At 66.5% G+C, this 14,442-nt stretch carries 11 protein-coding genes; 8 read left to right on the top strand and 3 right to left on the bottom strand.

Features of this window, described 5'->3' with window-relative positions:
• A complete protein-coding gene (locus FHS47_RS12705) occupies nt 1–1,896 on the bottom strand; it encodes an LTA synthase family protein (protein WP_167028379.1) in 1,896 nt (631 codons plus the stop codon).
• 165 nt (nt 1,897–2,061) lie between these two features.
• On the opposite strand from FHS47_RS12705, the gene glnE reads away from it, so the two are divergent.
• From glnE to FHS47_RS12685, 4 genes are all read left to right on the top strand, one after another.
• Nucleotides 2,062–4,959: a bifunctional [glutamate--ammonia ligase]-adenylyl-L-tyrosine phosphorylase/[glutamate--ammonia-ligase] adenylyltransferase gene (glnE, locus tag FHS47_RS12700; RefSeq protein ID WP_167028376.1), complete on the top strand. Its 2,898-nt coding sequence runs from the start codon at nt 2,062–2,064 to the stop codon at nt 4,957–4,959.
• Nucleotides 4,960–5,008: 49 nt separating this feature from the next.
• Nucleotides 5,009–5,941 carry a nucleoside hydrolase gene (locus tag FHS47_RS12695; RefSeq protein ID WP_167028373.1) on the top strand — a complete coding sequence of 311 codons (933 nt, stop codon included), beginning with the start codon at nt 5,009–5,011 and terminating at the stop codon, nt 5,939–5,941.
• Nucleotides 5,942–6,027: 86 nt separating this feature from the next.
• Nucleotides 6,028–6,273, top strand: coding sequence for a type B 50S ribosomal protein L31 (locus tag FHS47_RS12690; protein WP_090056306.1), 246 nt, complete (start codon nt 6,028–6,030; stop codon nt 6,271–6,273).
• A gap of 265 nt (nt 6,274–6,538) precedes the next feature.
• Nucleotides 6,539–7,834 (top strand): citrate synthase, encoded by a 1,296-nt coding sequence (locus tag FHS47_RS12685; protein ID WP_167028370.1) that lies wholly within the window; start codon nt 6,539–6,541, stop codon nt 7,832–7,834.
• A 55-nt stretch (nt 7,835–7,889) separates the two neighbouring features.
• On the opposite strand, the gene FHS47_RS12680 is transcribed toward FHS47_RS12685, so the two are convergent.
• Together FHS47_RS12680 and FHS47_RS12675 are read right to left on the bottom strand one after the other, a co-directional pair.
• Complete coding sequence (locus FHS47_RS12680; RefSeq protein WP_167028367.1) at nt 7,890–8,546, bottom strand: hypothetical protein; 657 nt, start codon at nt 8,544–8,546, stop codon at nt 7,890–7,892.
• Between the two features lie 57 nt (nt 8,547–8,603).
• Nucleotides 8,604–11,162, bottom strand: coding sequence for a penicillin-binding protein 1A (locus FHS47_RS12675; RefSeq protein WP_167028364.1), 2,559 nt, complete (start codon nt 11,160–11,162; stop codon nt 8,604–8,606).
• Nucleotides 11,163–11,398: 236 nt separating this feature from the next.
• On the opposite strand from FHS47_RS12675, the gene FHS47_RS12670 reads away from it, so the two are divergent.
• From FHS47_RS12670 to FHS47_RS12655, 4 genes are read left to right on the top strand one after another with little or no spacing between them, the layout of a single operon-like run.
• Entirely contained in the window at nt 11,399–12,457 is a 1,059-nt protein-coding gene (locus FHS47_RS12670) for a pilus assembly protein PilM (protein ID WP_167028361.1), read from the top strand.
• Nucleotides 12,457–13,212 carry a PilN domain-containing protein gene (locus FHS47_RS12665; RefSeq protein WP_167028358.1) on the top strand — a complete coding sequence of 252 codons (756 nt, stop codon included), beginning with the start codon at nt 12,457–12,459 and terminating at the stop codon, nt 13,210–13,212. Before FHS47_RS12670 ends, FHS47_RS12665 begins: the two co-directional genes overlap by 1 nt.
• Nucleotides 13,209–13,865, top strand: coding sequence for a type 4a pilus biogenesis protein PilO (pilO, locus tag FHS47_RS12660; protein ID WP_167028356.1), 657 nt, complete (start codon nt 13,209–13,211; stop codon nt 13,863–13,865). Before FHS47_RS12665 ends, pilO begins: the two co-directional genes overlap by 4 nt.
• Nucleotides 13,865–14,392, top strand: coding sequence for a pilus assembly protein PilP (locus tag FHS47_RS12655; protein WP_167028353.1), 528 nt, complete (start codon nt 13,865–13,867; stop codon nt 14,390–14,392). Before pilO ends, FHS47_RS12655 begins: the two co-directional genes overlap by 1 nt.
• The last annotated feature ends 50 nt before the right edge of the window (nt 14,393–14,442 follow it).

Below are 14,442 nucleotides of genomic sequence, written 5' to 3'. Positions count from 1 at the left end.
CTACTGCCCCGCGCCCGTGGCCGCACCTTGCTCGATCGCACTCTGTCGCTGTGCGATGGCGCCCGCATCGGGCGCCGCATACTGCGCCAGTAGTGGGTCAAGCTTCCGCTTCAGTCGCAGCATCGCCACATTGCCCATCGAGATGTCGGCGTACTTCTGCATGGGGTCTTCCACAGGCGTCGGGGCTTCCGGTGCGTGCGTGAGCGCGGCGAGCTTGGGTGCGACCACCTGGGTGAGGGCGAAGTAAGCGTCGTCGTGCACGCCTGCCTGTTCGAGTAGCTTGCCCGGCAGCATCCACGCGGCGACATCTTCCTTCGCCGGCGCGGGGCCGTCGCCGTGCGCGTCGATGAGGATGTAAGGCACCGTCTGGTTGAACATGCTGGTGCCGCCCGCGAAGCCCACCTTGTCGAAGGTTTCCGTGAGGGCCGGCAGGTGGTCGCCGTAGAACAGCAGCAGGGTCGGCCGCTCGCGATGTTTCAGCAGATCGGCGAGCCTGCCAAGTTCCGCGTCGGCGTGGCGCATGTGGTAGACGTAATTGCGGAACTGAAGCTTCGCCTCATTGCTGATGCCCTCTGGCGCCGGAATGGCATCGCGCTCCTTGGTATCGATGTTGGCGGAGTTGTCGTACGGCCCGTGCGCTTCCATGCTGATGGCGAAGACGAAGCGCGGCGGCCCCGAATCGCGGAGCTGGGTCATGATCTCGTCGGTCATGGCGCTGTCCGCCATGTAGGCGCCGTCCTTCCGGTAATCCTTTGGGAAGTCCGGCTGCGACACGAAGCGGTCGAACCCCAGCGACTTGAAGGCCGCTGTGCGGTTCCAGAACCCTGCGTCGTTGCCGTGCACCGCGATGGTTTCGTAGCCGTGCGAACGGAGCGTGCGCACCATGCTCGGAACCACGCCGCTGTGCATCTGCAGGTAGGGGAACTGCATGTCGGGGAAGTAGCGCAGCGAGAGCCCGGTGAGCACCTCGAACTCGGTGCGGATCGTGCCGCCACCGTAGGTCGGCACGTGCAGTTGGCCACTGCTGGCATGTTTGGCCAGGCGGTGGAGGTTCGGTGCGAACTGTTCGCCTTGCATGCCGCGGATGACAGAGGGATCGAAGAACGATTCGCTCTGTACCACCACGATGTCGGGTGTCTGCCGCTGGTTCTCGGCTGCCGCGCTCATGTACCGGCGCAGGTCGCTGTCGTTATCGGCGATGAAGCGACCAGCTTCGGCGGCGTCGGGTTTCGCTTTTTTCTTTCCGGCGTTCTGCAGGCGGAACTGCATGATCGTGGTGACCACGCCGTTGTAATGCGCGTTACCTGCCGCCGACCACGGCTGGAGACCCAGGCGGTCCTTGTCGTACAGCGCGGACCACGCGGGTGTGCCCGCCAGTAGCGTGCCGATCAAGGTCACAAGCGCCACGCCGGCGACGAGACGGCGCCCGCGCGTGCGCCGCGCGAACAGCGGTGGCTCGAAGCGGGCGGCGAGAACGACAAGGCCGATCACCGCCAGGATGGCCAGATAGGGAAGCGGGTTCGACGGCAGGTAGCCGCCAAGGAGGTGCGCGCCGCCGTTCTTCAACTGCCCAACCATGCGGAAGTCCGAGGGGAGCAGCGGGGAGCCCAGGTTCTTCATCTTGATGTCGCTCACCACGAGCACGGCGCCTTGCGCCATGAACGCGATGCCGAACGAGAGCCAGGGGCGGCGGGTGAGTACCAATAGCAGACCGGCCAGAAGCAGGCCCGGGAACGCGTTGGCCAGCAGGTGCAACGGGCGCGAGGACCACTCCAGGCTGGCCACGCCGGGATTGCCGTCCAGGAAGCCGGTATAGAGGACGAAGGCGACAGCGAGGCACAGCGGCAATGCCACGCGCCCCGCAATATCTCGCCAATGGTTGGAATCGGCCGTCATCACATCCTCTTAGCAGTCGCGTCCGCGCCTTCAGGGCATGGGACTGTAACGTAGCTGACATGAATGCGTTGTCCCGGGAATGGGAAGGGTTCATGCGCCGTTGCGGCTGGCCCGGCGGGTGCCTGACGGGGCGCGGCTTAGGCGCAGGCCATGGCCTGAGGCACAATGCGGCGGATGACCACTCCAGTCCCAGCCCGGCGTGAGAGCGACCCGCTGCGCACGCTTATCGACCAGCGCTACGCCGACCTCATGGCGGCCTGCCGCGTGGCCCGCATTCCTGTCCACGACGACGCCGGCGTCGCCGAGCGGATCCGACGCACACTGCTCGCTTCGGACTTCGCCTTCGACATACTGCGACGGCAGCCGGAGTTGCTTTCGCCGGCCGGCCTGGAGCGCCTTCGTGCGAATGCCGACGCTGCTACGCGCGGCGCGACGCTCGAACTTCCCGACGACGAAGAGCGCTGCATGGCCGTGCTCCGCCGGTTCCGGCACGCGGAGGCGGTTCGCATCGTCTTCCGTGACGTGAACGACCTGGACGAGCTGGACGACACGCTTTCTTCGACCAGCGCGCTCTATGAAACGTTGCTCGAGGTTGCCCTGCGCTGGTCGGAAGCGTCGCTGCATGCGCGTTACGGGCGCCCGCGCGACGCCTCGGGCCGGGCCCAGCGCATGGTGATCCTCGGTTTCGGAAAGCTCGGCGGCAACGAGCTGAATTTTTCCTCGGACATCGACCTCGTGCTCGCCTATGCCTCGGGTGGGGAAACGGACGGCTCGCGCCCGCTCGACAACGGCGAATACTTCGTACGCGAGGCGAGGCAGCTCGTGCGGTTGCTTGCCGAGCCCACGGTGGACGGCATTTGCGCGCGGGTGGACCTTCGCCTTCGTCCGTTCGGGCAGTCCGGACGCCTGGCCCTGCCGTTCTCGGCGATGGAGCAGTACTACCAGCGCGAAGGAAGGGACTGGGAGCGATACGCCTGGATCAAGGCACGCCCGGTCGCCGGCGACCGCGTGGCGGGGCGCGAATTGCAGGACATGCTTCGTCCGTTCGTCTACCGACGTTATCTCGACTACACGGCTTTCGCCGGCCTGCGCGAGATGAAGGCACTGATCGACGCCGAGGTAGCCCGCAAGGACCTGGCGGGCAACCTCAAGCTAGGCCCCGGCGGCATCCGCGAGATTGAATTCATCGTGCAGCTCACGCAGATGATCCGCGGTGGGCGCGACCCGGCATTGCGTGTGCGCGGGCTCTTGCCCGCGCTGCGCGCGTGCGAGGCGCGCGGGTACATTCCGGCGTCGCGCGCGAAGTCGTTGCGGGCGTCGTACGTCTTCCTGCGTCGGCTGGAGAATCGCGTGCAGATGCTGCGCGATGCGCAGACGCACGATATTCCGGACGACGAGTTGTCGCGCGAACGGCTCGCGCTCGGCATGGGGCACGCCTCCTGGGACGAGCTGGCGGTGGAACTGGCGAAGCATCGCGACGCGGTGTCCGCCGAATTCGCGGCGGTGCTCATGCCCGACGCGGGGGACAGGGCTTCCGTCCCGGTTGCAGATGTCGCGCTGTGGAAGGCGGCGCGCGACGAAACCTTGACCGACGCCATGATGGAGGCCGCGGGTTTCGTGCCGGGCCGCGAGGTTACCGACGAACTGGTGAAGCTTCCCCGCGCGGCGTCCGTGCGGTCGATGTCCGCGCGGTCGGCGGAACGCCTGGAGCGCCTGATGCCCCAGCTGATCGACGCGGCACACCAATCCGTGGCGCCCGCGGCCAGTCTCCTTCGCCTTCTTCGCCTCGTGCAGGCGGTGGCGCGCCGTTCGTCCTACCTTGCGCTGCTCGACGAGCAACCGAATGCGCGCCGGCGCGTCGCCACCGTCTTCGCCGACAGCGCGTTCCTCGCGGAGCGGGTGATCGCACAGCCCTTGTTGCTCGACGACGTGCTGGACCCGCGTATCGATCAGCTGCCGCTGAAGCGTGCCGACATCTCCGCCGAGATCGCGCGGACCCTCGGCGCGCTTGACGAGCGCGACGCGGAACGGGAGCTCGAACGCATCAACGAATTCCGCTCCAGCATCGCCTTCCGGCTGGGGTTGGCCTTCAACGACGGCCGCGCGGACGCAACCGCCACGGCGCGCCGTCTCGCGGGTCTGGCCGAAGCCGTGATCGCGGCGATCGTCGCGCTCGCCACGCGCGAACTCACGGCGCAGCACGGCCGGCTTCCCGGCGAAGGCAGCGGCTTCGCCGTACTTGGATACGGTAGCCTGGGCGGAGAAGAACTCGGTTTTGCGTCCGATCTCGACCTCGTTTTCGTATACGACGGAAAGCGCGCGAACGCGATGAGCGACGGTCCGCGTCCCGTGGACGGCACGCGCTGGTACCAGCGCCTCGCACAGCGCGTCATGCACTGGCTGAGCGCGCAGACGCACGCAGGGCATCTCTACGAAGTGGACACGCGCCTGCGCCCCGATGGTTCGAAGGGCCTGCTCGTGGCCAGTGTGGACGCCTTCGAGGCCTACCAGCGCGATCGCGCATGGACGTGGGAGCACCAGGCGTTGTTGCGTGCACGCCCCGTGGCGGGCGATCCCGTCATCGGCGAAGCGCTTGCAGCCATTCGCCGCGACATCCTCGCCACCCCGCGCGATTCGGAGCGCGTCCGCGCCGAGGTCGGCGCGATGCGTGCGCGCTGGCGAGGCGAGCGCGACCGGTCGGATGCCACGCGTATCGACCTCAAGCAGGGCAGGGGCGCACTGATCGACATCGAGTTCATCCTGCAGGGCATGGTGCTTGCGCATGCGTCGTCGCATCCGTCGATCCTGGATACGCCGGCCAGTAGCGTGCTGATCGATACGCTTCGCGACGCGGGGCTGCTGTCCGGAACGCAGGCCGACACGCTGCACGTCGCCCACGCAGACCTGTTGCAGGCCGGACTTGCATGCACGCTCGACCTGCGCTCCCGCATCGCGGCGCGCACACCGGCCCTGGAAGCCCTCTGCGCCGGCGTGGAGCAGGTCACGCGCGAACTCGGCTTCGACTTCGGCGCGCGTACCGAGCCGGCGGCGCAGGGTGCCTGATCCGTCGGCGGGCGCTATGCTGTGCGCCCTTCACGGAAAGCCATCGACGATGACCCGAGTTCCGTTGCTGATCGACACCGACCCCGGCGTGGACGACGCGCTGGCCATCCTCATGGCGCACGAACACGCGGACGTGGCCGCGCTGACCGTCGCCGCCGGCAACGTTGGTCTCGGTCATACCGTGCGTAATGCCCGTACCCTTGTCGAACTGCTTGGCGCGCGCACGCCCGTGTTCGCCGGCTGTCCCTCGCCCCTCGTACGCGAGCCCGACGAAGATGCCGCCTTCGTGCACGGCGCGGACGGATTCGGCGACGTGGGCTTCGCCGAGCCGGCGCACCTCGCCGAGGCCGAGCACGCGGCGCTGGCCTTGCTCAGGCTCACCCGCGAGCGTCCGGGCGAACTCACCCTCGTCGCCCTCGGGCCCCTCACCAACCTGGCGCTCGCCGTGCGCCTGGATCCGACCCTGCCGGAGCGCGTGAAGCGGCTGGTGATCATGGGCGGCGCCGTGACCGGCCATGGCAACACGGGCAAGGTGCCGGCCGAGTTCAACATCGGGTTCGACCCGGAAGCCGCGCACGTGGTCTTCGAGGCGTTCCCGATGTTCGATCTCGTGGACTGGGAAGCCACGGTGCGCCATGCGTTCCCGGACGACCTCTACGAGCGCTGGGTTGCCTCGGGCGATCGCCGCGCCGCCTTCTTCGAGAAGATCTTCGGCACCGCCCGGCGCTTCAACGCCGAACACGAGCGCACCGGCTTCATCGCGGCCGACGCGCTGGCGATGGCCGTGGCACTGGATCCCGCCATCGTGGAGCGGGCGGAAACCCGCCACGTGGCCGTGGAACTGGACGGGCGGCTCACCCGCGGCGCCACCGTGGTGGACTGGCATCGCCGGCTGGGCGGCAAGGCCAATGCCAGGATCGTGCTGGAGGTGGACCAGGCCCGCTTCGGCGACCTGATAGCCCGGGCCCTGGGCGTTCCCTGATTCCCCGGCTTCCGGCCGGTTGCCAAGCGGCCGGGCGCTGGCTACAATGCCGCTCTTTTCACCCCGCTATTTCTCAGGTTCAAGCCATGAAAGAGAACATCCACCCGAACTACCAGCCGGTGGTCTTCCAGGACCTCTCGTCCGACTTCGCGTTCCTGACGCGTTCGACCATGTCCAGCAAGGAAACCGTCAAGTGGGAAGACGGTAACGAATATCCCGTGATCAAGCTCGATATCACCAGCCACTCGCACCCGTTCTACACGGGCAAGCAGAAGACGCTGGACGTCGGCGGCCGCGTCGACAAGTTCCGTCAGCGCTACGGCAAGAAGTAAGACCGCTTTACATCCGCGCGCCGCCTGCGGGGTGGCGTTTCGCGAGGATCGAGGACACGGGGCGAGCCGAGGCTTGCCCCGTGTCTTTTTGCGTCCCGCGCACACGAACCTCTAACGGACGTTTGAACTACCTCTGTGCGATAATGGGGAACTTCGGCCGCACGCAGTGGCCGGTACGACGCCTTCCCCCAAGGTGCCGTTTCCCAAAATCCCTACGTCGTTTCGCCTGGCGAAGCGGCGGGAACAGAGAGAAGAGGAGCTCGCCGTGTCCGACGCCAAAACCGTCAAATTGGTCGATGAATCCAACAAGCCCGTGAGCGAACTGCCGGTCATCGGCGGCACGCTCGGCGCCGAGTGCGTCGACATCGGCACGCTGTACAAGGACACCGGCTACTTCACGTACGATCCGGGCTATGGCAGCACCGCCAGCACCAAGAGCGCCATTACCTACATCGACGGCGACAAGGGCGTGCTGCTTTATCGCGGCTACCCGATCGAACAGCTGGCCGAGAAGTCCACCTTCCTCGAAACCTCGTACCTTCTGCTCAATGGCGAACTGCCGAGCAAGGATCAGTTCGCGAAGTTCGAGCACGACATCACGCATCACTCGATGATGCACGAGAACCTGAAGTTCTTCCTGCGCGGCTTCAATCACGACGCGCACCCGATGGCCATGCTCGCCGGCTCCATCGCCTCGCTGTCGGCGTTCTACCACGACAAGCTCGACGTCGATAACCCGGAAGACCGCAAGCTCGCCGCCATCCGCCTCATCGCGAAGATGCCGACGATCTCCGCCGCCATCTACCGTCACTCGATCGGCTGGCCCACGCGCTATCCGCGCAACAACCTCGAGTACGTCACGCGCTTCCTGCACATGATGTTCGAAGTGCCGAGCGAGCCGCTGGAACTGAATCCGGTGGTGGCCAAGGCGCTCGACCTGCTCTTCATCCTGCACGCCGACCACGAGCAGAACGCCTCCACGTCCACGGTGCGCCTCGTCGGTTCGACCGGTGCCAATCCGTATGCATCGATCGCTGCGGGCATCACCGCCCTGTGGGGCCCCGCACACGGTGGCGCGAACGAGGCCGTGCTCAAGCAGCTCGAGGAAATCGGTTCGGCCGACAAGGTCGAGACGGCGGTCAAGCGCGCGAAGGACAAGAACGATTCCTTCCGCCTGATGGGCTTCGGCCATCGCGTGTACAAGAACTTCGACCCGCGCGCGAAGATCATCCGCGAAATGTGCCACAAGGTGCTGAACGAGCTGGGCGTGAACGACCCGCTGCTCGACGTGGCCATGAAGCTGGAAGAGGCTGCGCTGAAGGACGATTATTTCGTCGAGCGCAAGCTGTATCCGAACGTCGACTTCTACTCGGGCATCATCTACAAGGCCCTGGGCATCCCCACCGAGATGTTCACCGTCATGTTCGCCATCGCGCGTACGTCCGGTTGGATCTCGCACTGGATCGAGCAGCACGAAACCCCGGGATCGCGCATCGGCCGCCCGCGCCAGATCTACACCGGCGCCGACGTTCGCGACTACGTTTCGAGCGACAAGCGCTAAAAAAAGGAGCCCCGCGAAAGCGGGGCTCTTTTTATGTGGCGGCTCCCTAAAAAGCTCACATCGACGCGTTGAACGCCTCGATGTCTTCTTCCGCCAGCAACTCCTGCACCATCGCCGCTGTGGCACGGCGCATGGGGCGCTCGTCCACGCGGTCGAGCGGGGCCTGACGCAGCGCGTCGAGTGGCAGCACGGTCAGGTCGAACGGTATGCCGTCCGCGCCGAACAGCAGCACGGGGTGTTCGCTTTGCTCCGTGGGCGACCAGCGCAGGCGGCGTGTCTGCACTTCCAGCGGAATGCCCTGTTCGCGCAGGAACAGGCCGGGTGCGTCGGGGTCGTCGCTGAAGACATGCAGGCACACGGCGGAGTGTTCGTCCGCGGTGCCTTCCAGCACGGCGCCCACGAGGCGCGCATCGAAACCGCGGAGAAAGCGCAACGCTTCCACGGCAGCCTCGCGGCGTGCGCGCAGGGCCTGCGGTTGCGTGTCGCCGTGGAAGAGGCGCTGGTGCTCGCGCAGCGCGTCCTCGATCTCGTTGTTGCGGGGAAGGGCCTGCGTATCGACGATGCCGAGCCGTTCGGCCGCCTTCAGCTTCGCGTGGTGGAAGTCACGGATGCCATGCTCGCTCATCAGGCGTGCCGCCTCCTGGGCGACGAGGACGCGATTGCGCTGCGTCCGGTCCTGGGCATGGATCCTGTGGTGTTCGCCTCGTGCCATGACTCACCCCCGTGTGGTGTGTGCGTATGTCAGGCGCGCGTCGGTGCGTGGCGCGCGTCAGAAGATGTCGTAGGCGTGTTCCTGCTGTTCCTCCTGTTGCTTCTGCGTCGCCTGCTCGCGAAGACGGTCGACGTCTTCAACCTTCATGATCTCGTTCATGCCGCCCGGCGAGGGAAGTCCCGAACCCGGGTCGATCTGCACCGTGGCGATGCCCGGCGGCATGGCGAGGGAATGGGAAGGCTTGTCCTTGAGGACCGCGCCCATGTAATCCATCCAGATCGGCAGCGCCGCCTTGGCGCCGAACTCGCCGCGCCCCAGCGAACTGAAGTCGTCGAAGCCGACCCACACCGCGGTGGACACGTCGCCGTTGAAACCGACGAACCAGGCGTCGCGATGGTCGTTCGTGGAACCGGTCTTGCCCGCGATGTCGTCACGGCCGAGGGCCTTGGCCGCGGCACCGGTGCCGCGCTTCACCACGTCCTGCATGAGCGAGGTCACGAGGTAGTCGTTGCGCACGTCGATCACGTGCGGCGCCAGCTTCGGTGCCTCCGAAGCATCGGCATGCGCATCCGCCGGCAGCACGGCGTCGCCGGTGCCGCTGCCCGCTGCGGTGCCGGCGGTCGCGGGCTTGGCGGGAATGAGCGCCGTGGACGCCTGCGTCGGCGGACCGGGCGGCGTGGGATTGAGCAGACGCTCCTGGCAGTCGGCGCAGGCGCGTTCCGGGTTGGCCACGTACACCGGATTGCCGTCGCGATCGTCGATGCGCGAGATGAAATAAGGCGTGACCAGATAACCGCCGTTGGCGAACACGGCATAGCCGCGCGCCATGCTCATGGGCGACACCGAGGCCGTGCCCAGCGCCAGTGAGAGGTTCTGCGGCAGCGCGTCCGGCGTGAAGCCGAAGCGTGTCATGTAGTCGCGCGCATAGCGCAGGCCGATCGCGTCGAGCAGGCGCACCGAGACAAGGTTCTTCGACTTCACCAGGGCCTCGCGCAGGCGCATGGGGCCGTCGAACTTGCCGTCGTCGTTCGAAGGAGTCCACATGCCGTCCGGGCGGGAAGGGTCGGGGAAGGCCACGGGCGCGTCGTTCACGATCGACGCGGGCGTGAACCCGCGGTCGAAGGCGGCCGAATAAAGATAGGGCTTGAAGCTGGAGCCCGGCTGGCGGGCCGCCATGACGGCGCGGTTGAACTTCGAGCGCACGAAGCTGAAGCCACCGACGAGCGCCCGTACCGCACCGTCTTCCGGATCCAGCGAGACCAGCGCCGCCTGCACGGCGGGAATCTGGGTAAGGCGCCATTCGAGCTTCGGCTCGGGCTTGGGCGCGCTGGCGTCGGTGGCGACGTCTTCGTTGACCTCGTCCTTGGCGGCATGGAACAGCCGCACCACGTCGCCGCGCTTCAGCACCGCGTCCACCCGGGTCGGCGCCGCGCCGGCGCGGCCTTCATTCACGTAAGGCCGGGCCCAGGCCATGGACTCCAGGCTGAGCGTGACGGTTTCCTTGGGCGAGAGGTACACCTTCGCCTCCTTCGCGCCTGTCTCCGTGACAATGCCGGGAATCATGCCAGCCACGCTTGTGTAGCCGGCGAGAACGCGGTCGTAATCGTCCGGGCCGGCCTGGGCCGGCAGCTCCTCGTGGCCCTCGGGGCCGCGGTAGCCGTGCCTGCGGTCATAGGCGGAGAGCCTGCCGCGCAGCGCCTCATTGGCCGCGGCCTGGCTGTCGCTGGGCACCGTGGTGTGCACGACATAACCCTCGGTGAGGGCGTCGTTGCCGAGCTTCTCCAGCACCTGCTGGCGAACCATCTCGGCAAGGTAAGGTGCATCCACCTCGATCTGCTGTTCGTGCGGGAACGCGTCGTTCGGTTCCTGGATGGCCTGGTCGTATTCCGCCTGGGTAATGAAGCGGTTGCTCAGCATCTGCCCAAGCACCCAGTTGCGCCGCGCGAGCAGCCGCTTGGGATTGTTGAGGGGGTTGACCACGGACGGCAGCTGGAAGGTGGAGGCCAGCGCCGCGCACTCGGCCACGGTCAGCTGGTCGAGCGTCTTGCCGTAGTAATAGGCAGCCGCGGCCGCCAGGCCGTACGAACGGTGCCCGAGGAACATCTTGTTGATATAGAGCTCGAGAATCTGGTCCTTGCTGAGCTCGTTCTCCATGCGCAGGGCGATGAACATCTCCGTGAGCTTGCGCGAATAGAGCTTCTCGGGGCTCAGGAAGAAGTTGCGTGCCACCTGCTGCGTGATGGTGGATCCGCCGGGGCCCTTGTCGCCGCCGGACACGATCACGTGGATGCCGGCACGCGCGATGCCATGCCAGTCCACGCCGGGGTGGCTGTAGAAATCGGCGTCTTCCGCCGACAGCACGGCGTTCTTCAGCCGCGCGGGTACGTCGGCGATATGCACCGGAATACGCCGGGTTTCACCGAAAGAGGCAATAAGGCGCCCGTCGGAACTCAGCACGCGCAGGGGCACCTGCATGTGGTAATCGCGAAGCACCGCCACGGACGGCAGGCGCGGGGCGAGCAGCCAGTAGGCGACGCCCACGGCGCCAACCACGAAAAGGATGCCGGCCAGGGCCAGGTACAGCGCATAGCGCAGCAGACGCTTGAGGATTCGCATGGAGGGGAAGGGGTCACCGCCTTGTGGGTCGGGCCCGAGTATAGAGCCAAGCCGCCGATCGGGCGGGGGCCCCGGAATTCGACCGGGTGTTAAGGGCGTCCGCTAACCCGGTGACTGGATTTGTGAATTAGTGCCGGTAAGGCCCCCCTTGCGCCCGTTGCCAATCCGTTAAGGTTTAGGTTTAATGCCTTCGCGCCGAAGACCAATTCCGACAAGGCGCGGGGAAGGGGGACATCGTGGGGCTCTTTACACCGAAGGCGGCGCCGTTGATCGGCGTCGATATCAGTTCGACTGCGGTAAAGCTGCTTCAACTCAGCCAGGCCGGCGGGCGCTATCGCGTGGAGCACTACGCGGTGGAGCCCCTGCCGCCGAACGCGGTGGTGGAAAAGAACATCGTCGAGGTCGAGGCGGTGGGCGAGGCCATTCGCCGTGCCCTGGCCCGCTCCGGCTCCAAGAGCCGGCACGCCGCGGCCGCGGTAGCCGGGTCCGCCGTGATCACCCGCGTCATCCCCATGTCGGCCGACCTTTCCGAGGACGACCTCGAAGGGCAGATCCAGGTCGAGGCCAATCAGTACATTCCCTACCCGATCGAGGAAGTGAGCCTCGATTTCGAGGTGCTGGGCCCCGTTCGCGACAATCCCGAGATGAATAACGTGCTCCTGGCCGCGTCGCGCACGGAGAACGTGGACATGCGCATCGCGGCGCTGGACCTGGGGGGGCTGACCGCCCGGGTCATCGACGTCGAGGCATTCGCCATGGAGAACGCCTTCGGCATGGTGGCGGACCAGCTGGCGGTGTCCCGCGACGCCCTGGTGGCCGTCGTGGACATCGGCGCCACCATGACCACCCTGGCGGTGCTGAAGAATCAGCGCACCATCTATTCCCGCGAGCAGGTCTTCGGCGGCAAGCAGCTCACCGACGAGATCATGCGGCGCTACGGCCTCTCCTACGAGGAAGCCGGCCGCGCCAAGCGCAAGGGCGGTCTGCCGGAGTCCTACGAAGCCGAGGCCCTCGAACCGTTCAAGGAGTCACTGGTGCAGCAGGTGAGCCGCCTGCTCCAGTTCTTCTTCGCCGGCAGCGAGTACAGCCGCGTCGACCAGGTGGTGCTGGCCGGCGGCTGCGCCGCCATCGACGGCATCACGGAACTTCTCGAACAGCAGTTGGGTGTGCCTTGCGTGGTTGCCAATCCGCTGGCCCGCATGTCGCTGTCGAGCAAGGTACAGGCCCAGACCCTCGCCCAGGACGCCCCCGCCCTGATGATCGCCGTCGGCCTGGCCATGAGGAGCTTCGACTGATGGCACGCATAAACCTGCTCCCCTGGCGCGCCGAGCGCCGCAAGCAGCGCGAGAGGGAGTTCTACATCCAGCTTGGCCTCGCCTTCGGTGCCGCGCTCGTGGTGCTGATCGCCTGGTCGTTCTGGATGGATGCCCGCATCGACAACCAGGGCGACCGGAACACCTACCTGCAAGGCGAGATCAAGCAGCTCGACGACCGCATCGCGAAGATCAAGGACCTTGAGAAGGTTCGCGCCGACCTGCTCCAGCGCAAGCAGATCATCGAGCAGTTGCAGGCCAACCGCTCGCAGATGGTCCACCTGTTCGACGAGCTGGTGAAGACGATTCCCGCCAGCGCGCGCCTTTCGGGCATGAAGCAGTCGGCCCAGTCGATGTCGCTGGACGGTGTGGCGCAGTCGAACTCCAGCGTGGCCGAGTACATGCGCAACATCGAAGGCTCGCCGTGGATGGGGCACGTCGATCTGCGCAAGACGGAAAACACGCACGACGGCTCGCGCATGCCGTATCGCTTCGGCCTCGACGTGCGCCTGAACAGCCCGGCGGACACAGCCGCTGATGCGGCGCCCGCCGCTGCCGGAGCGGCCGCGACCGCACCGGCCGGTTCGGCCGCCGTGCCGGCACCGCTGGTCCAGGCCGCCCAATCCGCGACCGGCACGCCGGCACCCGCCGCCGCGAACCAGGCGCCTGCCGCCCCCGCCGCGGCCGCGCCGGCCACACCGCCTGCCGCGTCCGCGCCCGCAGGAGCCAAGCCATGAAATTCCTTGACGATCTGCGCAACCTCGATCGCCACAACGTCGGTGGCTGGCCGAAGTCGATCAAGCTCTTCTTCACCGGCCTCGTATTCGTGGTGGTCCTGCTCGCCGGCTGGTATTTCCAGATCAGCTCCCAGCAGGATGACCTGACCAATGCCGAGAGCCAGGAAGAGCAGCTGAAAACCGAGTTCTCGGCCAAGCAGGCGAAGTCCGCCAATCTGGAAGCCCTGGAACAGCAGCTGGCCGACATGCAGGACATGCTGCGCACCCTGCTGCGCCAGTTGCCCAGCAAAACCGAGATGCCCGAGCTGCTCATCGACATCTCGCAGACGGCACTGGCCGCCGGCATCGAGAACGAACTGTTCCAGCCCGGTCCGGAAACGCCGAAGGACTTCTACGCCGAGAAGCCGATCACCCTGCGCATGGTGGGCACCTACCACCAGTTCGGCACCTTCATCAGCGGCGTGGCCTCGCTGCCGCGCGTCGTCATCCTGACACTGCATGACGTATCGCTGAGCCCGAAAGACGCGGGCAAGGACGGCAAGGGCGGTTCCGGCCTCCTGGTCCTGCAGGGCACGGTGAAGACCTACCGTTACCTCGACGACGACGAACAGCCGAAGAAGCCGGCGACGACGGCGAAGGGGAAGAAAAAGTGATGACCCGCCCTTCTGCCATCCTGCGTTCCCTCGGCCTCGGCGCGTTCGCGCTGCTGGCCCTCGCCGGCTGCACGCGCGGCACATCCGACCTGCGCGAGTGGGTCGATGCAGAAAAGCACAAGAAAGGCGTGCCGATTCCGCCGCTGCCGGTCATCCGCACGTTCGAGACATTCGCCTACCAGGACCAGGGCGCCCGCGATCCGTTCAGCCCCAGCACGGCCGAAATGGACACGGCGGCCTCCAATGGACCGCGGCCCGACGAGAACCGTCCGAAGGAGCCCCTGGAAATGTTTTCCCTGGACAGCCTGAAGATGGTTGGCACGGTTGGTGCTGGTTCCAGGCTCGAGGCACTCGTGAAAGATCCCGGCGGCGTGATCCACCGGGTTCACCGTAATGAATACATGGGGCAAGCCTACGGCCGGGTCACGGCCGTCGGGGAGGACCGTATCGATCTGGTCGAGCTGGTGCCGAACGGCGCCGGCGGTTGGATGGAGCGTCCGGCAAGCATCGCGGTCGGTGAGAAATAAGAACTCGGGGATGACGCACATGACGACCAAACTCAATCATCTGCCGGGTA

It is taken from the genome of Luteibacter sp. SG786 (genome assembly GCF_011759605.1).
GTDB lineage: Bacteria > Pseudomonadota > Gammaproteobacteria > Xanthomonadales > Rhodanobacteraceae > Luteibacter.
The sequence above is the reverse complement of the archived record's forward strand: the minus strand, read 5'-3'. Positions and strand labels throughout refer to the sequence as shown.

Coding starts and splice junctions, on each gene's coding strand:
- glnE (WP_167028376.1), top strand. CDS start 2,062: ATGCGGCGGATGACCACTCCAGTCCCAGCCCGGCGTGAGAGCGACCCG.
- FHS47_RS12680 (WP_167028367.1), bottom strand. CDS start 8,546: ATGGCACGAGGCGAACACCACAGGATCCATGCCCAGGACCGGACGCAG.
- FHS47_RS12665 (WP_167028358.1), top strand. CDS start 12,457: ATGGCACGCATAAACCTGCTCCCCTGGCGCGCCGAGCGCCGCAAGCAG.
- pilO (WP_167028356.1), top strand. CDS start 13,209: ATGAAATTCCTTGACGATCTGCGCAACCTCGATCGCCACAACGTCGGT.
- FHS47_RS12690 (WP_090056306.1), top strand. CDS start 6,028: ATGAAAGAGAACATCCACCCGAACTACCAGCCGGTGGTCTTCCAGGAC.
- FHS47_RS12695 (WP_167028373.1), top strand. CDS start 5,009: ATGACCCGAGTTCCGTTGCTGATCGACACCGACCCCGGCGTGGACGAC.
- FHS47_RS12675 (WP_167028364.1), bottom strand. CDS start 11,162: ATGCGAATCCTCAAGCGTCTGCTGCGCTATGCGCTGTACCTGGCCCTG.
- FHS47_RS12705 (WP_167028379.1), bottom strand. CDS start 1,896: ATGACGGCCGATTCCAACCATTGGCGAGATATTGCGGGGCGCGTGGCA.
- FHS47_RS12655 (WP_167028353.1), top strand. CDS start 13,865: ATGACCCGCCCTTCTGCCATCCTGCGTTCCCTCGGCCTCGGCGCGTTC.